The following is a 20,735-nucleotide window of genomic DNA, read 5'->3' as shown; positions in this document are numbered from 1 at the left end:
AAGCTTGTCGCTTGCGACAAGCTTCTTTTTTTCTAGTACAATAAGTTCAAACGGACAGAGGAGTGAGGCAAGTTGAAAGAAGTGTTCAGTTGGCTTAAGGCGATCGTCGTTGCGCTCGTCATCGCGTTCGTGATCCGGACGTTCATCTTTGTACCTGTCATCGTCGAAGGAGAGTCGATGATGCCGACGCTCCAAAATGCCGATCGGATGATCGTCAGCAAAATCTCGAACTACGTCGGTGAGCTCGACCGAGGCGATATTATCGTCTTCCACGCGACAGAATCGAAAGACTATATTAAACGCGTCATCGCCATTCCTGGCGATACGCTCGAATATCGGGACGATACGCTCTACTTGAACGGTGAGGCGGTCGAAGAACCGTATTTAGAGGATTTTAAGGCACAGATGAACGGTTTTCCTCTTACCGAAAACTTTACGCTCGAACAAGTGACGGGCGAGACGGTCGTCCCTGAAGGCTCGTACTTCGTCATGGGTGACAATCGTCAAAACTCGAAAGACAGCCGTGAAATCGGCTTTGTCCCGAAAGAGGACGTCGTCGGCAAAACGAACTTCGTGTTCTGGCCGCTCGGCGATTTCGGGACCGTACAAGAATAAGGTGGTGTTTGTTTGGCAATTCAATGGTTCCCTGGCCACATGGCCAAGGCACGAAGACAAGTAACAGAAAAGTTAAAGCTCATCGATGTCGTCATCGAACTCGTCGATGCACGTGTTCCGCAATCGAGCCGTAACCCGATGGTCGATGAGATCACGGAAGGCAAACCGCGTCTCATCGTCTTGAATAAAGCCGATATGGCCGATCCGGTCGTCACCGACGCCTGGCTCCGCGCCTTGAAGCGCGATGACATCGAGGTCGTCGCCGTCGACGCGAAACATAGCAAAGGCTTGAAGCAGCTCATGTCGGGCGCCGAGAAGCTCATGCAAGAGAAGCATGACCGCATGCGTGAGAAAGGCCGAAACCCCGGTCCAATCCGCGCGCTCATCATCGGCATACCGAACGTCGGCAAGTCGACACTCATCAACCGTCTCGCTGGACGCAACATCGCTGTCACCGGCGACCGTCCGGGTGTCACGAAGCGTCAGCAATGGATCAAGATGAAAGGCGGCGAGATGGAACTGCTCGACACGCCTGGAATTCTGTGGCCGAAGTTCGAGGACCAGATGGTCGGCTATCGCTTGGCGGCGACCGGTGCCATCAAGGATGATATCTTGAACCTTGATGATATCGCGCTCTATACGGCCCGCGAGCTGTCGGCCCGCTATCCGGAACAGTTGAAAGAACGATTCAAAATCGATCAACTGCCGGAAGATGCCGTCGAACTGCTCGAATTGATTGGGAAGAAACGTGGACTCGTTAGCGGCGGCTACGTCGATTTCGAGAAAGCGAGCGAATTACTATTGAACGAACTGCGTCATGAGAAAATCGGACGCGTCTCCCTAGAGACGCCGGCCGACCATGACATGGCGTGAAGTCCTGTGCAAACAGGGCTTTTTTGAATAGGAGGAACGGAATGACGATTCAAGCGATTAAACAACGGCTACAGACGGTCCGATATGAAGAGTGGGAGCAGGTACGGGCCGAGTTGAAAGGCGACCCGCGGGCGGGCGTCCAGACGCTCATCCGACAACGAGAGCGACAGTTCGCACAAGAACATGCCCTCCGTGCCGATTATACGGCCCGTCAGACATTCGAAGACGAGTGGAAGGCCCAAGGGTTCCGTCTCATCGGTGGTGTCGACGAGGTCGGTCGAGGGCCGCTCGCGGGGCCAGTCGTCGCGGCGGCCGTCATCTTGCCGGAAGGGTTTTATCATCCCGGCCTGAACGATTCGAAAAAGATGTCAAAACGTGCGCGGGAACTGGCATACCGCATCCTCATGGACGAGGCGTCGGTCGGTGTCGGCATCGTCGACGCTGACGTGATCGACCAGGTCAATATTTATGAGGCGACGAAACTGGCGATGGTGGAAGCGGTCCGGCAGCTCGGAACGGTCGATGCGCTGTTGATTGACGCGATGCGGCTCGACCTCGACATCCCGCAGCAGTCACTCATCAAAGGGGATGCCCGGAGTGTCTCAATCGCGGCGGCGAGCGTCGTCGCAAAAGTCATTCGCGACAACATGATGGAGGATTACGCTATCCTCTATCCCGGGTACGGGTTCGAACGGAATGCGGGTTATGGCACGAAAGACCATTTGACCGGCCTCGCGGAACACGGTATCACACCGATTCACCGGAAGTCGTTCGCACCGATTAAACAGATGTAGGAGGGGAAACGATGCGCATCGATCACCAAGGCGTCCTGCCGTTCAAGGTCACCGAACAAAATTCACGGCAACTGCTCGTCGGCAATACGGTCGTCGGTCGGGTACTCCAACTGTTGCCCGGCGGCGAGGCGGTCATGCAGCTGCCGCAAGGCATGTTCCGGGTCGGGGTGAACGCCGACGTCAAAGAGAACGTGACGTACAAAATGGTCGTCACGGATCTCGAGCCGAAACTCGTCTTGAAGGTCGTGCCGCAACAAGCAGAAGCGCTCGCGCAAGTAGCGCGGTCACCGCTCGCCCAGCTCGGCAGCGAGCTCGGGCGTCTGGCGCGCCAACCACTCGCTACGCCCGAGCCGCTCCAGGCGCAAGGCCGGCAACTGCTCGAGAGCGGGGCCGGTGCTGACGTGAAGCAACTCGTCGTCGAGCTGTTCAAAGCGAAAGGCGACCCGAAGTTCGAACAGTTCGTCCGGGCCCAAGAGACGTTCAACGCCGTGCAGGCCCCGCCGTTCGTCGTTCAAGCATTTCACATACCGCATTTAGGACCGTTTGAACAAGTGCGGTTCCGTCTCGAGGCGCCGAAAGGCGAGGTCATCGACTCTGATCATGCCCGCATCGTTCTATTCCTCGAGACCCCGAAATATGGAGAGACGGGCATCGATTTGCTCGTCCAGAAGCGGCACGTGTCGGTTAAAGTGTTCAACGAGCAACATGACTTGAGTCCGTTCGTCAACGCCTATGAGCCGTTGCTCGGGCGCGCACTCTTAGCTAGTGGCTATGAGCTGTCCCGCTTCTCGTTCGAACCAAAACAGGAAGCAACGGTACCGGACACGTTCGCCCCGCTCGGAAAGGTGGACCAACGCGTATGACCGATCGCAAACAAGCCATCGCCTTCTCCTATGAGCAATCGATGGAGTCACCGCGCGTCGTCGCCAAAGGGGGCGGACTCGTCGCCGAGCGCATGCTCGCGCTCGCGCAAGCGAACGGGGTGCCGATTCATGAGGACCCGGCCTTACTGTCACTCTTGTCCGCCCTACAGATTGAAGAGCAGATTCCAGACGACCTATATCAGGTCATCGCCGAGCTTTTCGTGTTTCTTTATCAGATGGAACAAGGAAAAATCGAAGATGTCTAGGGGTAGATGTGAAAAAAAGATGAAAACTTAAAGCAAGAACGATAGACAGCGCTTTCAGTTTTTCGTTACAATAGACGTGCCGATATTAAAGGGGACTAAGGGGGAAACGAAATGAATATCCATGAGTATCAGGCGAAAGAATTGCTTCGGGCGTTTGGAGTGGCCGTACCTACGGGCTATCCAGCGTTCACGGTTGAAGAAGCAGTCTCAGCCGCCGCCAAGCTAGACGGTGAACTAAAAGTTGTCAAAGCTCAGATTCACGCAGGAGGCCGCGGGAAAGCCGGCGGTGTCAAACTTGCGAAGTCAGATGAAGAAGTCAAACAGTACGCGTCAGAGATTCTCGGCAAGACGCTCGTCACGCATCAGACTGGACCAGAAGGAAAAGTCGTGCAACGCCTTTACATTGAAGAAGGCTCTGCCATTGACCAAGAATTTTACTTAGGACTTGTGCTTGACCGTTCGATCGGCCGAATTGTCATCATGGGTTCATCAGAAGGCGGTATGGACATCGAGGAAGTCGCTGAACATACACCTGAAAAGATTCATAAAGAAGTCGTCGACCCAGTCGTCGGACTCCGTCCGTTCCAAGCACGCCGTCTCGCGTTCAAGATGGAAGTGCCGACCAAACTCGTCAACAAATTCAGCGACATGGTCATGAAATTGTATAAAGTGTACGTCGAGACAGATTGCACGATTGCGGAAATCAACCCGCTCGTCACGACGAAAGACGGCAACGTCATCGCACTCGATGCGAAGCTCAACTTCGACAGCAACGCACTTTATCGTCACAAAGACATCGTCGACCTTCGCGACACGACAGAAGAAGATCCGCGTGAAGTCGAGGCGTCAAAACACGACCTTAGCTATATCGCGCTCGATGGCAACATCGGTTGCCTCGTTAACGGGGCTGGCTTGGCCATGGCGACGATGGATATCATCAAGCATTACGGCGCCGAACCCGCTAACTTCCTCGATGTAGGCGGCGGTGCAACGAAAGAAAAAGTAACGGAAGCGTTCAAATTGATTTTGTCAGACGACCAAGTCAAAGGAATCTTCGTTAACATCTTTGGTGGCATCATGAAGTGTGACATCATTGCTGAAGGTATCGTCGCGGCGACGAAAGAAATCGGTCTCGATTTACCACTCGTCGTTCGGTTAGAAGGTACGAACGTGGATGCGGGACGACGCATTCTCGATGAATCTGGACTTGCGATCACTTCGGCGAGCTCGATGGCTGACGGTGCAGAAAAAATCGCGGCACTCGTTCGATAAGGGGGAAACGACATGAGTATTTGGGCGAATCAAGATACAAAAGTGATCATTCAAGGGATCACGGGGAAACAAGGTCTGTTCCACGGCGAACAGATGCTGGCATATAACACGAAATTGGTCGGAGGAGTGACACCTGGTAAAGGTGGCACGACCGTCCTTGACGGCGTACCGGTCTTTAACACGGTATCCGAGGCAGTCGAAGCGACTGGCGCGAACGCGTCAATCATCTACGTGCCACCTGCATTCGCAGCCGATTCGATTATGGAAGCGGCCGATAGCGGTATCGAGTTGATCATCTGTATCACAGAAGGTATCCCGGTCATCGATATGATTCAAGTGAAGCGTTACCTCGAGGACAAACCGGCCCGTCTCATCGGACCGAACTGCCCGGGGATCATCACGCCAGGGGAAGCGAAACTTGGTATCATGCCAGGCTATATCCACACGAAAGGCCACGTCGGTATCGTCTCGCGCTCAGGGACGCTCACGTATGAGGCGGTCCATCAGTTGACGACTGCCGGAATCGGACAATCGACAGCTGTCGGAATCGGTGGAGACCCGGTCAACGGCACGAACTTCATCGACACGCTCCAAGCGTTCAATGAAGACGAGGACACGAAAGCGGTCATCATGATTGGTGAAATCGGTGGAACGGCTGAAGAAGAGGCTGCGGAATGGGTGAAGGCGAACATGACGAAACCGGTCATCGGTTTCATCGGTGGTCAAACAGCCCCTGAAGGCAAACGGATGGGCCATGCCGGCGCCATCATCTCGGGCGGAAAAGGTACGGCCGCTGAGAAAATCAAGACGTTGAACGCCAACGGGATTGAAGTCGCCGAGACGCCTGCCGTCATCGGAGAGACACTCATCCGGGTGTTGAAACAACAAGGTTTGTATGAAGCTTGCGTGACGGGTCAACCGACAACGTAAACCATTCGGAATGGGGGATGCGCAGCATCCCTCATTTTTTAGAGGTGATTGTGATGAATCAAACAATCGCTCGATTCGCAGCCGAACGGTTGCCGGTCGAGTTCGTCCATCATTACTTGTCTCACACGCATATGAACATGCATCAGTTCCATCCGCGCGTCCGGAGCAAGGCCGAACGGGCGCTTCGTTCCACGGTCACGTACGATCGTTTTTTGACGTGGGAGGACGAATTGTTCCCGTCCGCGCTGCTCCACATCCCGAATCCGCCGTATTGTTTGTTTTATCGAGGCGATTTAGAGGTACTACATCAACAAACGACCGCATTGGTCGGAAGCCGTGAATTGAATCGCATCAGCCGTCGACTTGTCGAACATTTCCGTCCTTTAATAGAAGAAACTGTCTCCGTCTCGGGTGGGGCGCTCGGCATCGACGGTCTCGTCCATGAGCTGTCGCTCGATCATGACCGGCCGACCATCGCCATCCTCGGAGCGGGCTTTTCGCACTTGTATCCACAGGTCCACGCCCCCTTGTTCGAGCGGATTTCGCGACACGGGTTACTCCTCACGGAATACACACCGGAAACACCTGTCAAAAAATTTCAATTTTTAGAACGAAATCGTCTTGTCAGCGGACTTGCCGATCGACTCGTCGTCATCCAGGCCCGTCACAAAAGCGGGACGATGAACACGGTCGGACATGCCCTCGAGCAAGGAAAGACGGTATTCGCAGTGCCTGGAAGCCCGCTCGATCCGCTCGCGGCCGGTCCGAATCAATTGATTGAAGACGGGGCGATTCCATTGACGACTGCCGATCAAATTCTAACCTGTTCAAGGATTGGACGTTGACAAACCATCGACAACATGAATATTATGGTAGGGATTTAAATGACCTCTAAAAGGGGAGCAGATGTATGGCAAAATACTTGGTGATCGTCGAATCACCCGCGAAAGCGAAAACCATTAAACGTTATTTAGGATCGAATTACACGGTCAAGGCTTCGATGGGTCACGTCATCGATTTACCGAAAAGTCAACTCGGTGTCGACGTGGAACATGACTTTGAACCGAAGTACATCACGATCCGTGGCAAAGGTCCAGTTTTGAAAGAATTGAAGACGGCAGCCAAAAAAGCGACGAAAATCTTTCTCGCGGCTGACCCGGATCGCGAAGGGGAAGCGATTGCTTGGCATTTAGCACGTGCCCTCGGTGTCGACGAAACGACGGAATGTCGCGTCGTCTTTAACGAGATCACGAAAGATGCGATTAAAGAGTCGTTCAAACACCCACGTAAAATCAACCATGACCTCGTCGATGCCCAGCAGGCGCGTCGAATTTTGGACCGTCTCGTCGGATACGGGATGAGCCCATTACTATGGAAGAAAGTCAAAAAAGGATTATCGGCCGGACGCGTTCAATCCGTGGCCGTTAAAATGATTATCGACCGGGAGCGGGAAATCAATGCCTTCGACCCAGAAGAGTATTGGACCATCAAACTCACCCTCAACCATGAAGGCGAATCGTTCGAGACTTCGTTTTATGGAAAAGACGGGAAAAAAATGGAGCTCAAGAGCGAGGCGGATGCCGACGCGGTGCTCAAAGCGATTGACGACTCATTTAAAGTCATCGACGTCACGAAGAAAGAGCGGAAGCGCAACGCGTCGCTCCCGTTCACGACGAGTTCGCTCCAGCAAGATGCGGCCCGTAAATTGAACTTCCGTGCCAAGAAGACGATGATGCTCGCGCAACAGCTATACGAAGGGATCGACCTCGGCAAGAAAGAAGGCACCGTCGGTTTGATCACGTATATGCGTACCGACTCGACGCGCATCTCGGATTTGGCGAAAGCAGAAGCGAAAGAGTATATCGAATCCACGTTCGGAGAAGAGTACGTCGCGTTGCAAAAACAAAAAGAAAAGAAAGCCGCGAACGCTCAGGACGCCCACGAAGCGATTCGTCCGACTTCGGCGTTACGCGACCCGGCCTCGGTGAAAGCGTACTTGTCACGTGACCAGCTCCGGTTGTACAAGTTGATTTGGGAGCGTCTCGTCGCGAGCCAAATGGCGCCGGCCATCCTCGATACGGTGAAAATCGACGTCGAGTCGAACGGTATGACTTTCCGTGCCAACGGGTCGACCGTCAAATTCCCTGGTTTCATGAAAGTGTATATCGAATCGAAAGATGAAGATATCGAAGACACGAACCCGGAGAAAGAAGGGTTGCTCCCGCCGCTCGAAGTGGATGACCTCGTCAAGTTCGAGACGATCGAACCGAAACAGCACTTCACACAACCGCCGCCACGATACAGTGAGGCGCGCCTCGTCCGGGCGATGGAAGAACTCGGGATCGGTCGTCCGTCGACGTATGCACCGACGCTCGATACGATTCAAAAACGCGGATACGTCGTCCTTGAAGAGAAGAAGTTCGTTCCGACAGAACTCGGCGAACTCGTCATCGAGATGATCGATGAGTACTTCAACGACTTCATCACCGTCCAGTTCACGGCCGACATGGAGACGCTCCTCGACTCGATTGAGAACGAGGAAGTCCAATGGACGGAAGTCGTCGCTCCAATCTATCGCAGTTTCGAGAAGCGTTTGAAACGGGCGGAATCGGAGATTGAGAAAATCGAAGTGAAAGATGAGCCGGCCGGCATCGACTGCGAAGTGTGCGGTTCGCCGATGGTCATCAAGATGGGCCGTTACGGGAAATTCATGGCATGCTCGAACTTCCCGAACTGTACGAACACGAAACCGGTACAAGTCGAGATTGGCGTCCCGTGTCCGAGCTGCAAAGACGGACAAGTCGTCGAACGACGCAGTAAAAAGGGTCGTCTGTTCTATGGTTGCTCGAACTATCCAGACTGTGAGTTCGTCTCATGGGACAAGCCGGTCGCGAAACCGTGTCCGGAATGTGGTAAAATGATGGTCGAGAAAAAAATTAAAGACGGTGTGAAATATCAATGTACGAACTGTACCCATGCCGAGGTACATCAGTTAGAGGAGGATTAACTTTGCAGCAACGTGTAACTGTGATCGGAGCGGGCCTCGCCGGCTCCGAGGCGGCTTGGCAACTCGCGAAACGCGGAATTCAAGTCGATTTGTATGAAATGAGACCGGTCCGAAAGACACCGGCACACCATACGGACCAATTCGCTGAACTGGTCTGCTCGAACTCGCTACGAGCGAACGGGCTCCAAAACGCGGTCGGCGTCTTGAAAGAAGAGATGCGCACGCTCGACTCGCTCATCTTGAAAGCGGCCGACACGGCAAGCGTACCGGCCGGCGGCGCTCTCGCCGTCGACCGTCATGACTTCGCCGGCTTCGTGACGGACACGTTGAAAAACCATCCGAACGTGACGGTGCACAACGAAGAAATCACGGCGATTCCGGACGGGATCGTCATCATGGCGACCGGTCCGCTCACGTCACCGGACCTCTCGGCTTCGCTCAAAGCGTTCACAGGGGAAGATTACCTTTACTTCTACGACGCCGCGGCACCGATTTTAGACGGCGAGACGATCGACCGGGACAAGGTCTATTTGAAATCACGTTACGACAAAGGTGAGGCGGCGTACCTCAACTGTCCGATGACGGAAGAAGAGTTCGACGTGTTCTACGACGAGCTCGTCAAAGCAGAAGTCGTCCCGCTCAAAGAGTTCGAGAAAGAGATTTACTTCGAAGGCTGCATGCCGTTTGAAGTCCTCGCCCAACGCGGCAAGAAGACGCTCTTGTTCGGACCGATGAAACCGGTCGGCCTTGAAGATCCGAAGACGGGCAAACGTCCGCACGCGGTCGTGCAGTTACGTCAAGACAACTCGGCCGGCACGCTGTTCAACTTGGTCGGTTTCCAGACCCACCTCAAATGGGGCGAACAGAAACGCATCCTTCAACTCATCCCAGGTCTCGAGAACGCGGAGATCGTGCGCTACGGTGTCATGCACCGGAACACGTTCATCAACTCGCCGAGCCTGTTGAAACCGACGTATCAGGCGCGGACACGCGACACGTTGTTCTTCGCCGGGCAGATGACCGGTGTGGAAGGGTACGTCGAATCGGCGGCGTCAGGGCTCCTCGCTGGGATTAACGCAGCGAAACTGATTGCCGGTGAAGAACTCGTCGTCTTGCCACGCGAGACGATGCTCGGTTCGATGGCGCACTATATCACGACGACGGACGGCAAACACTTCCAACCGATGAACGCAAACTTCGGGCTCGTGCCGTCGCTAGAAGATGCGCCGAAGAAAATGAAGAAACAAGAACGGTACGAACGTTATGCGAACCGTGCCCTTGAAACGATTCAGCAATATAAAGAGATTTAAGGGAAAGGAGCCATTTTTTGGCTCCTTTTTTGTGAATTTAAATTTCAATTGTGTAATTTGTACAACACTTTGAAAATTTTCAGATTATTGAAGGGCTATCTATTGTCACCTCTGACGGTGTGTGCTATGCTAATTTCGATTTGACGGGAACATGCGTTTTTAAGCTGAAAACGAGGGGGCGAGAGAATGGGATTCGGTGACGATCAACAGTCATTTTTGCGCTATTGCCAAGTCGAACGCCGACTGTCTCCTCATACTAAACGCTCTTACGAGCAGACGCTCGACCAGTACGCCGCTTATTGCCAATCGACACATCAAGATCCGTATGATGTGCAGTCGGCGCGGCGTTATTTATATGCCCTTTATGAGACGGACAACGCCACGACGACGGTCGCCCAAAAAGTGTCGTGCCTCAAACAATTCGGGAAATTTGTGGCACGGGAGACGGGTGTCGATCCACTGTTCCACGGCCTGACGTCACCGAAGCGGCGCAAGACGCTTCCGACGTTCGCCGTGCCGAGCGAGGTCGAACAGCTCATCGCGACCGCGGACGGACAAGATGATCCGTTCCTGAGGGCCCGTGATGTCGCCATCGTCGAGATGCTATACGGGACAGGCATGCGCGTCGCCGAGTTGTGCGGGATGGACGTGTCGTCTTACGATGCCGAACTCGCCTTCGTGCATGTCGTCGGGAAAGGGAAGAAAGAACGCTACATTCCAATCGGGCAGTTCGCCATCGAGGCGCTTAATCGTTATCTCGATGCACGCCGAACATGCGCTTCCCCCCAAGAAACGGCATTATTCCTCAGTCAAAAAGGGAATCGAGTGACAACAGACCAAATTCGCTACGTCATGAAGCGTCTGAGGAAACAAGGCGGCCTGCATAAGCCGTTGACGCCTCACTCGCTCCGTCATAGTTTTGCGACGGACTTGCTCGAGCGCGGGGCCGACCTCCGTGCCGTCCAAGAGTTGCTCGGCCACGAGTCGCTCTCGACGACGGGGCGTTACACCCACGTCTCGACGGAACGCTTGCGAGCGGTCTATCAAGCCACACATCCGAGAAAGTAGGAGGTCATCAGATGTTTCACGCAACCACGATTTTCGCAGTTCGTCACAACGGGCATGGTGCTATGAGCGGGGATGGACAAGTCACGTTCGGAAACGCCGTCATCATGAAAAACAAGGCCAAAAAAGTAAGACGTCTCTACGGCGGTAAAGTCGTCGCCGGATTCGCCGGAAGCGTTGCCGACGCATTCACCCTGTTCGAGAAGTTTGAATCAAAGCTAGAGATGTATAACGGAAACTTGCCGCGTGCGGCCGTCGAGCTGGCCAAAGAGTGGCGCGGGGATAAGATGCTCCGTCAACTCGAAGCGCTCTTGATTGTCATGGACCGTGAGCACCTACTGCTCGTGTCTGGGAACGGCGAAGTGATTGAACCGGATGATGGCATTTTAGCGATCGGTTCGGGCGGGAACTATGCGCTCGCTGCCGGGCGCGCGCTCGTGCGCCATTCGCCTGAGAAATCAGCGGAAGACATAGCCCGCGCCGCTCTTGAGATTGCCGGAGAGTTGTGCGTCTATACAAACGACCAAGTCATCGTAGAAACGATCGGAGGCGATTCTGAATGAAACGTGAACTGACACCACGCCAAATCGTAGCGGAGCTAGACCGCTTCGTCATCGGACAAAAGGATGCCAAGCGCGCCGTCGCCATCGCACTCCGCAACCGGTACCGTCGCCAAAAGTTGAGTGCCGACCTGCGTGATGAAGTGACACCGAAGAACATCTTGATGATCGGACCGACCGGTGTCGGGAAGACGGAGATCGCACGCCGCCTGGCCAAACTCGTCGGCGCGCCGTTCGTCAAAGTCGAGGCCACGAAATTCACGGAAGTCGGCTACGTCGGCCGCGATGTCGAATCGATGGTCCGTGACCTCGTCGAAGCATCGGTCCGTCTCGTGAAGGAAGAGAAAAAGGAAGGCGTGAAAGAGCAAGCCGAAGTCGCTGCGACGGAACGCATCCTCGACGCTTTGCAAGGGAAGGCAAAAGTCGAACCGACCACTGCTTCGAACCCGTTCGAGGCGCTGTTCGGCGGCCAAACCCAAAAGACCGAGGAGCCGACTAACACGCAGTCGTCCGACCGCGCACAGTTGCGTCGCTTGCTCGAACTCGGTGAACTCGAGGAGCGATTGATTGAGGTCAACCTCGAGGAGAAGCAGACCGTCGACTTGTTCCAAGGGCAAGGTATGGAAGGGTTATCGAACTTGCAGGACATGCTCGGGCAAATCGTGCCGAAGAAACGGAAGAAACGCAAGTTGCCGGTCCGTGAGGCACGTCCGCTCATCATCGCCGAGGAAGCGGAAAGCTTGCTCGATATGAACGAGGTTCATGACGAGGCCGTGCGCCGCAGTGAACAGATGGGCATCATCTTCGTCGATGAGATCGATAAGATTGCGACGAAGTCTCAAGACCATGCCGGTGTCTCACGAGATGGCGTCCAGCGTGACATCTTGCCGATCGTCGAAGGATCGACCGTCGTCACGAAGTATGGTCCGGTCAAGACGGACCATGTGCTCTTCATCGCCGCCGGAGCGTTCCATATGGCGAAGCCGTCCGACTTGATTCCTGAACTGCAAGGTCGGTTCCCGATTCGTGTTGAACTGAGCAGCCTGACCGAGGAGGACTTCGTTAAGATTTTGACGGAACCGTCCCAGGCGCTCATCAAGCAGTACACGGCACTCCTCGAGTCGGAGGAGATTAGCGTCGAGTTCACGCATCCGGCCATCGAGGAGATTGCGCGCATTGCGACGCACGTCAACCGAGAGACGGATGACATCGGGGCCCGCCGCTTGTACACGATCATGGAGCGCGTCCTTGAAGACTTGTCGTTCGAGGCGGCCGACATGCCGCAAACGCATGTTCAAATCACACCGGCCTATGTCAAAGAGAAAGTCGGCTCGATTGCGGAAGATCGAGACCTTAGCCAATTTATACTATAAGATTCTGTATGCACATACAGGGAGGAAAATCAGAATTATGAACTTACTAGACAAAACACGCCAATTGAACACGATGCTTCAACAAGAGGCAAGCGCACACGTAGACTTTAAAGAAATGGCGGATAAGATGCGCGAAGTACTCGAAGCAAACACGTTCATCGTCAGTCGTCGGGGCCGCTTGCTCGGTTTTGCCATCAAACAACAAATCGAGAACGAACGCATGAAGGCGTTCTTGGTCGACCGTCAATTCCCGGAGCCATACGCCTCGAACTTGTTCAACGTCAAAGAGACGACGGAAAATATCGGCATCGACAGTGAGTACACGGCGTTCCCGGTCGAGAACCGTGAGTTGTTCCTCGACTCGATGACGACGATCGTTCCAATCATCGGTGGCGGCGAGCGTCTCGGTACACTCGTGCTCGGCCGGCTCAACAACGAGTTCACGGAAGACGACCTCGTCTTGGCCGAATATAGCGCGACGGTCGTAGGGATGGAGATTCTTCGTGAGAAAGCGGCCGAAGCCGAGGCGTCAGCCCGTAAAAAAGCGGTCGTCCAAATGGCGATCAATTCGCTCTCGTATTCTGAGCTTGAAGCGATCGAGCACATCTTCGAAGAGCTTGGCGGCAATGAAGGTTTACTAGTTGCTTCCAAAATTGCCGACCGTGTGGGAATTACACGGTCGGTCATCGTCAACGCGCTCCGTAAATTGGAAAGTGCGGGTGTCATCGAGTCGCGTTCACTCGGGATGAAAGGAACGTATATTAAGATATTGAATGATAACTTCTTGTTTGAATTACAGAAGTTGAAATCGAACTGAAATAAATCAGATTTACTTGATGAATATCAGAAAGCCTAACGATATAGGACTTTCGACTTACAAAGTCGCTCCCAATGTAATGGGGGCGACTTTTTTTAGTGCAAAAGTAATTATTTTCAGAATTCGTCGTAAATTCGACAAAAACAGAAGACAGCATTTACCTGTTTTAATAAAAATATCTTTCAAGACTGTTACAGATTTGTTTCAATGAAATAGTGGATTTTCCAAATAAGGTATATACATGCATTCTTTTAGTGAAAGCGAGTGAAACGCATGAATTGGATTGGCAGCGACTATCAATTAATGAAGCAAGCGATCAATCATTCGGTCGTAAATCAAAAAGTCATCAGCCATAACCTATCGAATATCGATACCCCGAACTTCCGGGCGAAGCAAGCCGTGTTCGAACAGACGCTGAACAACGAGATGCGTCTCAAGCTGGCAGGCGGTCGTCCGAGCGAGCGCGCGGCGACGACGATCACGGATCGGGCCGGAGGTGCGATGCGAAGTGACGGCAATAACGTCGATCTCGATTACGAGATGAGCGAATTGGCACGGAACCAGCTTCAATATGAAGCGATGATGGAACAGTTGAACCGCCGACTCGGCGGACTCAAAACCGTCATTAGAGGAGGACGTTGACGATGGGCATGTTTGATAGTTTTCATATTTCGGCGACGGCACTGACGTCGCAGCGGTTACGGATGGACACGGTGTCCGCGAACATCGCGAACGCCCAGACGACACGCGGCAAACTCGTCGACGGGGAGTGGCAACCGTATACACGAAAAATGACCGTGATGCAGGAAGCGCCGTTTCGCCAACAGCTGTCCGCTGTCAGCGGCGGCGTCGAAGTCTCACAGATTGTGGAAGATGAGAGTCCGTACAAGCTCGTCTATGACCCGAGTCATCCTGATTCGGATGACCGCGGTTATGTCCAGATGCCAAACGTCGACCTATTGAAAGAAATGGTCGACTTGATGGGGGCGACGCGGTCATACGAGGCGAACATCGCCGCGATGAACGCCACGAAGGCGATGCTCGTCAAAGCGATGGAAATTGGCAAAGGATAAGGAGTGACGATACATGCAAATCAACCCGATTCAATTGATGGGCACACAGCCGATGGTCGCGCCGGCGGTGAAAGAGACGCCGTCCCAGTTCGGAACGTATTTGAACGAGGCCATGCGCTCGTTAAATGACGTCCAACAAGCGACGAGCGCGGCCCGAGCCGACCTCGCCGTCGGCAAGGCCGATTTACATCAAGTCATGATACAAAGTGAAGAGTCGTCGATTGCGATGCAACTCGCGATAGAGGTGCGCAACAAAGCAGTCGAGGCCTATCAAGAAATGATGCGAATGCAAGTTTAAAGTAGAGGATGACGAGTAGCGATGAATGAAAAGTTAAAAGAACGATTCGGTTCACTGACCGGTTCGCTTCAAACGATAAAAACGAACCGTAAAATCATTTGGGGTCTCGTCATCGCCGGCGTGCTTCTCGTCGCGGTGCTCTTGACCGTCTGGCTGTCGCGTCCGAACATGGCCCCGCTCTATACGAACCTGTCCGCCCAAGAGGCGGGCGAGGTGACGGAACAGCTGACGGCCGACGGCGTGAAGGCTGAGATTAAAGCGACTTCGAACGGTGTCAGCGTCTACGTGCCGAGTGAGCAAGTCGACCAACTGAAAGTCAGTCTGGCGGCAGCAGGCATCCCGAAATCGGGAGCAATCGATTATAGCTTCTTCAGCGAGAACGCTGGCTTCGGAACGACGGACCGTGAGATGGCCGTCATCGAGCGGAGCGCGATGCAGACCGAGCTCGAACGGTTGATCACGCAAATCGAAGGGATCAACCAGGCGAAAGTCATCATCTCGATTCCAGAAAAATCGGTCTTCTTGGCCGAAGATCAAGGTGAACCGACGGCCTCCATCGTCCTAAATTTAGGAGCTGGTACGAATCTTGAGCCGGCCACGGTGAAAGGGCTCTATCATTTAATCAGTAAGAGCGTACCTAACTTGAAACCTGAAAATATCTCAGTCATGGACCAATATTTCACGTATTACGATTTAGACCAGACGACGACGGCCGGTGGATCATCGACCGACCCGCTCGTCTTGAAACGCCAAGTCGAGAAAGACGTTCGTCAACAGATTCAACAAATGTTGTCGGTGTTGCTCGGGGAACGAAGCGTGCTCGTCTCGGTCACGGCCGATATCGACACGACGCAATCTGCTGAAGAGCAAAACCTTGTGACACCTGTCAACGAGGACAGCATGGAAGGCATCGTCACTTCGGCGGAACGGATTGCTGAGGCATATACGGGCGGAACCGGCGCAGCAACCGCTGCCGGCACGGCCGAGAACGATACGGTCAATTTCCCGGCTGCCACGGGCACCGGGGAAGAAGAGAGCGAAAAGAATCATGAAATCATCAATTATGAAGTCAACCGAATTACGAAACAGATTCAAAACGCACCGTACTCGATTCGTGACCTCGGCGTCCAATTGATTGTCGAACCACCGAACGGGGCGACGACGATCGATCCTCAGCTCGAGGGTGACCTCGAGACGATGATGTACTCGATTATCCGAACGTCACTCGCCAAGACTGGAGAGGCACTCACTGAGGCGGAACTTGAACAGAAAGTCGTCGTCGTCTCACGTCCGTTCGCAGAAACGGAAGAAGCGGCCGCGGTCGAACAACCGACGCAATGGTGGATGTATGCCGCCGCAGCCGGTGCCGTCGTCTTGCTCGCGCTCTTGTTCTTCGCGATGCGCAAGCGCAACCGCGAACCCGTAGCCGAGTCGAACGAGTGGGAAGTCCCATATGAAGACGAAGTGCCGGACCTCGACCTCGAAGAACGGGGCGAAGGGGCCGTCAAGAAGAAACAGTTGGAGAAATTGGCAGAGAGCAACCCTGAAGAGTTCGCCAAACTTCTCCGTACATGGATGTCTGAGGAGTGAGTACTGTGAATTACGCCAAACAACCGAACCGAGAAAAAGCGGCCATGCTCATGATCTCGCTTGGACCTGAAGTGGCAGCGAGCGTCTACAAGCATCTGTCCGAAGAAGAGATGGAGCAATTGACGCTCCAGATTTCGGCGTTGAAAAAAGTATCATCCGAACAAAAAGAAGCCATCATGGGTGAGTTCCACGAGCTCGCTATGGCGCAGAGCTATATCACGCAAGGTGGCATCGGATTCGCGAAAACGGTGCTCGAGAAAGCGGTCGGAGAAGAGAAGGCGATGGCCCTCATCCACCGCCTCACCTCGACGCTTCAAGTCCGACCGTTCGAGTTCGCCCGCAAGGCCGACCCGAAACAGCTGTTGAACTTTATCCAAAACGAACATCCGCAAACGATCGCCTTGATTTTGGCGCATCTCGAACCGGTCAAGTCAGGACAAATTTTGTCTGAGCTCCCGCCTGAGATTCAGTCGGAAGTCGCCAAACGGATCGCGACGATGGACCGACTCAACCCGGACGTGATTCATGAGATTGAACAGATTCTCGAGAAGAACTTGTCCCAAACGGATATGCAAGACTATGCCCAATCCGGTGGCATCGAGGCGGTCGTCGAAGTGCTCAACGGCGTCGACCGTACTACAGAGCGTACGATTCTCGATGCGCTTGAAATCGAAGACCCGGAATTGGCCGAAGAAATCAAAAAACGGATGTTCGTCTTCGAGGATATCGTTACACTCGATTCGCGGGCGATTCAGCGGATTATCCGCGAAGTGGCGAACGACGATCTTTTGCTCGCCCTCAAAGTCTCGTCCGACGAAGTCAAACAGATTATCTTCAAAAACATGTCGCAACGAATGGTCGAAACGTTCAAAGAAGACATGGAATTCATGGGGCCTGTCCGGTTGCGTGACGTCGAAGAGGCACAAAGCCGTATCGTCGGCATCATCCGTCGCCTAGAAGACGTCGGAGAAATCGTAATCAGCCGCGGTGGAGGAGATGACATCGTTGTCTAACGTAATCAAACGCCACTATGCGACACCACTCGAACCGCAACGGATTGATTCAAAGCCGTTCCTCGAGCCGGTGAGTACGCTACACCAGGATGAAGAGCGGGAGCGGTTGGCCCAAACACGTGCGCAGCTAGACGAGCAAGCAGCCGAACTCGAAGCGCGCCGCACGGCGATGGAGCAAGAACTCACCGACTTAAGGGAAGAAGTGCTCGCGTCGGCTAGGCAAGAAGGCTATGAAGCAGGCTTTGACCAAGGAAGACGGGACGGCAAGGCCGAGTATGACGAATTGACGACCCGGTTAAACACCGTCAGCGTCGAACTCGAGCAGTTGTTTGACACGAAATGGCGGGACGCCGAGCAACAGCTCGTCGCCCTCGCCGTCGAGGTCAGCGCTCGTGTGACGACAGAACTCGTCCGAAACGATGAGGCGTTGTTCGTCGACCGGGTCCGTGAACAGTTGCTCCGTCAACTCGATGCAGAATCATTGACGGTATACGTCCATCCAACGCGACTCGCCTCGATTCAACGCTTTGAAGCGGACTGGGTCATCCCAGACGGCCCGGGCATCAAATACCGGGCGGATGCAGGTTTGGATGAGACGAGCGTAAGGATTGAGGCCCCGCATCACGGGGATGAGCTCGATTTGAGCTATAGCTTTGACCGCGTACGCTCCAAAATCAAGGAGGTCCTGGCCGATGGCGCTTATTGACCGCGTACTCGAGTCGATTGTGTCCTCGCCCGATGACGAATACGTCCGAAAAGTCGGACGCGTTTGTCGGGTCGTCGGTCTGATGATCGAGTCGAATGGACCGAGTGCTTTTATCGGTGAACGTTGTTTAATCGAGCTCCCATCCGGTCAACACGTCGAAGCCGAAGTTGTCGGATTCAATGAGGCACGCGTCCTCCTCATGCCTTACGGCGAAACGACGCAAATCGCACCGGGCTGCATAGTGAAAGGGACGGGACGGATGCTGCAAGTGCCGGTCGGCGACGAGTTGATTGGCCAAGTGCTCGATGGTCTCGGCCGTCCGTTGTCCGGTGAAGGTGTCATACCTGGCGCTCGTTACGACGTGTTGCGTAAACCACCGAATCCACTTGAACGGCCTCGTATTTTAGACGTCTTATCGACAGGCGTTCGCGTCATCGACGGTCTCTTGACGGTCGGGAAAGGACAGCGGGTCGGATTGTTCGCCGGATCCGGTGTCGGGAAGTCGACATTGCTCGGCATGATCGCCAAACGGTCATCGGCCGACATCAACGTCATCGCCTTGATTGGAGAGCGTGGCCGGGAAGTGAAAGAGTTCATCGAGAAAGAGCTCGGTCCGGAAGGGATGGCCCGCTCGGTCGTCATCGTGGCGACGAGTGACCAACCGCCGCTCGTGCGGTTGAAAGGCGCCTATACGGCGACAGCCATTGCTGAATACTTCCGTGACCAAGGCAAAGAAGTCGTCCTCATGATGGACTCGGTGACCCGGTTCGCCATGGCGCAACGGGAAATCGGACTCGCAACAGGAGAACCCCCGACGTCGAAAGGTTATACGCCATCGGTCTTCGCGATGTTGCCGCAACTGTTAGAACGAAGCGGGACCGCCGTGACAGGATCGATTACTGCGTTCTACACCGTCCTCGTCGACGGGGACGATATGAACGAGCCGATTGCGGATGCGGTACGCGGGATTTTAGACGGACACTTTGTCATGGACCGCTCGCTCGCGAACCGCGGGCAGTTCCCAGCGATACACGTCCTAAAGTCGATCAGCCGGGTCATGAACCAAATCGCCACGCCGATGCATCGTGACGTCGCACAGACGTTCCGTAGTTGGCTGGCCACGTATTTGGATGCCGAAGACTTAATCAATATCGGAGCCTATAAAAAAGGGACGAACCCGGCCATCGATACCGCCATCGAGCAGTATCCGAACTTGTTGACGTTTTTAAAGCAATCCATCGAAGAAGAGGCCCCGCTCGAGCACTCGCTCGAACGACTGGCCCAAATCGTGCGAGGTGAACGATGAACAGATTATTGTTAGAGCGCATCATGCCGATTGCTGAACATGAGAAAGAAGAGTCGGCGACGGAGATGAGACAATATAAAGCACGGTTCGAAACAGAGATGGAGACGCTGTATCGGCTCGTATTGACGTATGAGTCGCTCATGAAGAGTCAAGACGAACAAGCCGGCGTCATCGACCTACTCATGTCGCAATACCGGGAGCAGACACGCGAGAGGTTGAAACGCCAAATTGAGACACAACAACTTGTCGTCCAGCAGGCGCGTAATCGCTACCATTTGTCGCAGGAACGCCTGCTCGGAAAAGTCGTCGAGGAAAAAAAATATGTAACGTTGCATGAAAAAGTCAGTCAAAATGAAGTGGCTGCGACAAAGCTCATCGAACAGCATTTCATCGATGAGTTGGCAGTGATTCATCACGGGAAAGGGAAGTAAACCGATGGAAAAAGACAACACGAAGCGAGGCAGACAGCTATTGGTCGCACTCGTGCTCGTCCCGGCCATCTTTCTGCTCGTTGGAGGGATTGTCGTCATGAACTATGCGATGGACCGTCCGTTGTTATCGGTCCCGTTTCTAGAGACCGGTTCAAAATCAGAACCGGAAGAGAGCGTGAAGACGAACGTGAACGTGACCGGGGTGGATCCTGATGCCGCGAATCGATTGAAAGTGGCGAATGCCGAAATCGAGAAACTTCGTTCCGATAACGCCGAGTTGACGAACGAAGTGAAGGCTAGACAAGAAGAAGTCTCGAAGCTGATTCAGGAGCGGGACCGGCTCGTCGCCGAATTGGCGACGGCCAGCGCGGTCGAAGAAGAAACTTCGGATGTGTCTCGTGTCTATGAAGAGATGTCAGCGAAACAAGCCGCTGCCATCATGAACGAGCTCGAGAGTCCGCAAGTGGCGAACTTATTGAAAGACTTGTCACCGAAGCAACAAGCCGACATATTGGGACGGATGGATGCTCAGCAGGCCGCCGTCGTCACCCAATTGCTCCAGTGACTGGAAAG

At 54.0% G+C, this 20,735-nt stretch carries 23 protein-coding genes; all 23 read left to right on the top strand.

Annotated features, from left to right (window positions below):
• Positions 1 to 72: 72 nt before the first annotated feature.
• The 23 genes from lepB to KNP72_RS04340 all read left to right on the top strand — a co-directional run bounded on the left by lepB (position 73) and on the right by KNP72_RS04340 (position 20,727).
• A complete protein-coding gene (lepB, locus tag KNP72_RS04450; RefSeq protein WP_214719447.1) occupies positions 73 to 615 on the top strand; it encodes a signal peptidase I in 543 nt (180 codons plus the stop codon).
• A 12-nt stretch (positions 616 to 627) separates the two neighbouring features.
• Positions 628 to 1,488: a ribosome biogenesis GTPase YlqF gene (ylqF, locus tag KNP72_RS04445; protein WP_131433895.1), complete on the top strand. Its 861-nt coding sequence runs from the start codon at positions 628 to 630 to the stop codon at positions 1,486 to 1,488.
• Positions 1,489 to 1,529: 41 nt separating this feature from the next.
• Positions 1,530 to 2,282 carry a ribonuclease HII gene (locus tag KNP72_RS04440; protein WP_214832328.1) on the top strand — a complete coding sequence of 251 codons (753 nt, stop codon included), beginning with the start codon at positions 1,530 to 1,532 and terminating at the stop codon, positions 2,280 to 2,282.
• Between the two features lie 11 nt (positions 2,283 to 2,293).
• Positions 2,294 to 3,145 (top strand): hypothetical protein, encoded by an 852-nt coding sequence (locus tag KNP72_RS04435; RefSeq protein ID WP_214832327.1) that lies wholly within the window; start codon positions 2,294 to 2,296, stop codon positions 3,143 to 3,145.
• Positions 3,142 to 3,411: an EscU/YscU/HrcU family type III secretion system export apparatus switch protein gene (locus tag KNP72_RS04430; RefSeq protein ID WP_214832326.1), complete on the top strand. Its 270-nt coding sequence runs from the start codon at positions 3,142 to 3,144 to the stop codon at positions 3,409 to 3,411. Before KNP72_RS04435 ends, KNP72_RS04430 begins: the two co-directional genes overlap by 4 nt.
• Before the next feature lie 111 nt (positions 3,412 to 3,522).
• A complete protein-coding gene (gene sucC, locus KNP72_RS04425; RefSeq protein ID WP_021067107.1) occupies positions 3,523 to 4,683 on the top strand; it encodes an ADP-forming succinate--CoA ligase subunit beta in 1,161 nt (386 codons plus the stop codon).
• 12 nt (positions 4,684 to 4,695) lie between these two features.
• Positions 4,696 to 5,613: a succinate--CoA ligase subunit alpha gene (sucD, locus tag KNP72_RS04420; protein WP_021067108.1), complete on the top strand. Its 918-nt coding sequence runs from the start codon at positions 4,696 to 4,698 to the stop codon at positions 5,611 to 5,613.
• A gap of 53 nt (positions 5,614 to 5,666) precedes the next feature.
• Positions 5,667 to 6,458, top strand: a complete 792-nt coding sequence (dprA, locus tag KNP72_RS04415) for a DNA-processing protein DprA (RefSeq protein WP_251128878.1) — start codon at positions 5,667 to 5,669, stop codon at positions 6,456 to 6,458.
• Between the two features lie 65 nt (positions 6,459 to 6,523).
• Positions 6,524 to 8,620 (top strand): type I DNA topoisomerase, encoded by a 2,097-nt coding sequence (gene topA, locus KNP72_RS04410; protein WP_214752238.1) that lies wholly within the window; start codon positions 6,524 to 6,526, stop codon positions 8,618 to 8,620.
• Between the two features lie 2 nt (positions 8,621 to 8,622).
• Positions 8,623 to 9,930 carry an FADH(2)-oxidizing methylenetetrahydrofolate--tRNA-(uracil(54)-C(5))-methyltransferase TrmFO gene (gene trmFO, locus KNP72_RS04405; RefSeq protein WP_251128877.1) on the top strand — a complete coding sequence of 436 codons (1,308 nt, stop codon included), beginning with the start codon at positions 8,623 to 8,625 and terminating at the stop codon, positions 9,928 to 9,930.
• Positions 9,931 to 10,116: 186 nt separating this feature from the next.
• Positions 10,117 to 10,998: a site-specific tyrosine recombinase/integron integrase gene (gene xerA, locus KNP72_RS04400; RefSeq protein ID WP_214719441.1), complete on the top strand. Its 882-nt coding sequence runs from the start codon at positions 10,117 to 10,119 to the stop codon at positions 10,996 to 10,998.
• Positions 10,999 to 11,009: 11 nt separating this feature from the next.
• Positions 11,010 to 11,558, top strand: a complete 549-nt coding sequence (gene hslV / locus KNP72_RS04395; protein ID WP_021067113.1) for an ATP-dependent protease subunit HslV — start codon at positions 11,010 to 11,012, stop codon at positions 11,556 to 11,558.
• Positions 11,555 to 12,928: an ATP-dependent protease ATPase subunit HslU gene (hslU, locus tag KNP72_RS04390; RefSeq protein ID WP_214719440.1), complete on the top strand. Its 1,374-nt coding sequence runs from the start codon at positions 11,555 to 11,557 to the stop codon at positions 12,926 to 12,928. The genes hslV and hslU overlap by 4 nt, the downstream gene beginning before the upstream one ends.
• Before the next feature lie 37 nt (positions 12,929 to 12,965).
• Positions 12,966 to 13,745 (top strand): GTP-sensing pleiotropic transcriptional regulator CodY, encoded by a 780-nt coding sequence (gene codY, locus KNP72_RS04385; RefSeq protein ID WP_016508279.1) that lies wholly within the window; start codon positions 12,966 to 12,968, stop codon positions 13,743 to 13,745.
• Between the two features lie 273 nt (positions 13,746 to 14,018).
• Positions 14,019 to 14,387 carry a flagellar basal body rod protein FlgB gene (gene flgB, locus KNP72_RS04380; protein ID WP_131433917.1) on the top strand — a complete coding sequence of 123 codons (369 nt, stop codon included), beginning with the start codon at positions 14,019 to 14,021 and terminating at the stop codon, positions 14,385 to 14,387.
• A 2-nt stretch (positions 14,388 to 14,389) separates the two neighbouring features.
• Positions 14,390 to 14,818, top strand: coding sequence for a flagellar basal body rod protein FlgC (gene flgC, locus KNP72_RS04375; RefSeq protein WP_021067116.1), 429 nt, complete (start codon positions 14,390 to 14,392; stop codon positions 14,816 to 14,818).
• A gap of 13 nt (positions 14,819 to 14,831) precedes the next feature.
• Positions 14,832 to 15,116, top strand: a complete 285-nt coding sequence (gene fliE / locus KNP72_RS04370; RefSeq protein WP_214832324.1) for a flagellar hook-basal body complex protein FliE — start codon at positions 14,832 to 14,834, stop codon at positions 15,114 to 15,116.
• A 21-nt stretch (positions 15,117 to 15,137) separates the two neighbouring features.
• The gene (gene fliF, locus KNP72_RS04365; protein ID WP_214719438.1) at positions 15,138 to 16,706 is read left to right on the top strand and encodes a flagellar basal-body MS-ring/collar protein FliF; all 1,569 of its coding nucleotides are present in this window, start codon (positions 15,138 to 15,140) and stop codon (positions 16,704 to 16,706) included.
• 5 nt (positions 16,707 to 16,711) lie between these two features.
• Positions 16,712 to 17,719, top strand: a complete 1,008-nt coding sequence (fliG, locus tag KNP72_RS04360; protein ID WP_021067119.1) for a flagellar motor switch protein FliG — start codon at positions 16,712 to 16,714, stop codon at positions 17,717 to 17,719.
• Entirely contained in the window at positions 17,703 to 18,425 is a 723-nt protein-coding gene (locus KNP72_RS04355) for a FliH/SctL family protein (RefSeq protein WP_214832323.1), read from the top strand. The genes fliG and KNP72_RS04355 overlap by 17 nt, the downstream gene beginning before the upstream one ends.
• Complete coding sequence (gene fliI, locus KNP72_RS04350) at positions 18,412 to 19,731, top strand: flagellar protein export ATPase FliI (protein ID WP_214832322.1); 1,320 nt, start codon at positions 18,412 to 18,414, stop codon at positions 19,729 to 19,731. Before KNP72_RS04355 ends, fliI begins: the two co-directional genes overlap by 14 nt.
• Positions 19,728 to 20,162 carry a flagellar FliJ family protein gene (locus KNP72_RS04345; RefSeq protein WP_214832320.1) on the top strand — a complete coding sequence of 145 codons (435 nt, stop codon included), beginning with the start codon at positions 19,728 to 19,730 and terminating at the stop codon, positions 20,160 to 20,162. Before fliI ends, KNP72_RS04345 begins: the two co-directional genes overlap by 4 nt.
• A gap of 4 nt (positions 20,163 to 20,166) precedes the next feature.
• Positions 20,167 to 20,727 carry a MotE family protein gene (locus KNP72_RS04340; protein ID WP_214832319.1) on the top strand — a complete coding sequence of 187 codons (561 nt, stop codon included), beginning with the start codon at positions 20,167 to 20,169 and terminating at the stop codon, positions 20,725 to 20,727.
• The last annotated feature ends 8 nt before the right edge of the window (positions 20,728 to 20,735 follow it).

It is taken from the genome of Exiguobacterium sp. s152, assembly GCF_018618335.1.
In the GTDB taxonomy this organism is placed as follows: Bacteria; Bacillota; Bacilli; order Exiguobacteriales; family Exiguobacteriaceae; genus Exiguobacterium; species Exiguobacterium chiriqhucha.
Note: the sequence above shows the minus strand (reverse complement) of the source record. Positions and strands in the feature narration are given on the sequence as shown.

What these genes read in the sequence shown, in the direction of transcription:
- flgC (WP_021067116.1), top strand. Translation starts at nt 14,390, where the DNA reads ATGGGCATGTTTGATAGTTTTCATATTTCGGCGACGGCACTGACGTCG.
- KNP72_RS04440 (WP_214832328.1), top strand. Translation starts at nt 1,530, where the DNA reads ATGACGATTCAAGCGATTAAACAACGGCTACAGACGGTCCGATATGAA.
- fliE (WP_214832324.1), top strand. Translation starts at nt 14,832, where the DNA reads ATGCAAATCAACCCGATTCAATTGATGGGCACACAGCCGATGGTCGCG.
- dprA (WP_251128878.1), top strand. Translation starts at nt 5,667, where the DNA reads ATGAATCAAACAATCGCTCGATTCGCAGCCGAACGGTTGCCGGTCGAG.
- xerA (WP_214719441.1), top strand. Translation starts at nt 10,117, where the DNA reads ATGGGATTCGGTGACGATCAACAGTCATTTTTGCGCTATTGCCAAGTC.
- KNP72_RS04435 (WP_214832327.1), top strand. Translation starts at nt 2,294, where the DNA reads ATGCGCATCGATCACCAAGGCGTCCTGCCGTTCAAGGTCACCGAACAA.
- KNP72_RS04430 (WP_214832326.1), top strand. Translation starts at nt 3,142, where the DNA reads ATGACCGATCGCAAACAAGCCATCGCCTTCTCCTATGAGCAATCGATG.
- codY (WP_016508279.1), top strand. Translation starts at nt 12,966, where the DNA reads ATGAACTTACTAGACAAAACACGCCAATTGAACACGATGCTTCAACAA.
- KNP72_RS04345 (WP_214832320.1), top strand. Translation starts at nt 19,728, where the DNA reads ATGAACAGATTATTGTTAGAGCGCATCATGCCGATTGCTGAACATGAG.
- flgB (WP_131433917.1), top strand. Translation starts at nt 14,019, where the DNA reads ATGAATTGGATTGGCAGCGACTATCAATTAATGAAGCAAGCGATCAAT.
- hslV (WP_021067113.1), top strand. Translation starts at nt 11,010, where the DNA reads ATGTTTCACGCAACCACGATTTTCGCAGTTCGTCACAACGGGCATGGT.
- sucD (WP_021067108.1), top strand. Translation starts at nt 4,696, where the DNA reads ATGAGTATTTGGGCGAATCAAGATACAAAAGTGATCATTCAAGGGATC.
- sucC (WP_021067107.1), top strand. Translation starts at nt 3,523, where the DNA reads ATGAATATCCATGAGTATCAGGCGAAAGAATTGCTTCGGGCGTTTGGA.
- hslU (WP_214719440.1), top strand. Translation starts at nt 11,555, where the DNA reads ATGAAACGTGAACTGACACCACGCCAAATCGTAGCGGAGCTAGACCGC.
- KNP72_RS04340 (WP_214832319.1), top strand. Translation starts at nt 20,167, where the DNA reads ATGGAAAAAGACAACACGAAGCGAGGCAGACAGCTATTGGTCGCACTC.
- KNP72_RS04355 (WP_214832323.1), top strand. Translation starts at nt 17,703, where the DNA reads ATGACATCGTTGTCTAACGTAATCAAACGCCACTATGCGACACCACTC.
- fliI (WP_214832322.1), top strand. Translation starts at nt 18,412, where the DNA reads ATGGCGCTTATTGACCGCGTACTCGAGTCGATTGTGTCCTCGCCCGAT.
- topA (WP_214752238.1), top strand. Translation starts at nt 6,524, where the DNA reads ATGGCAAAATACTTGGTGATCGTCGAATCACCCGCGAAAGCGAAAACC.
- fliF (WP_214719438.1), top strand. Translation starts at nt 15,138, where the DNA reads ATGAATGAAAAGTTAAAAGAACGATTCGGTTCACTGACCGGTTCGCTT.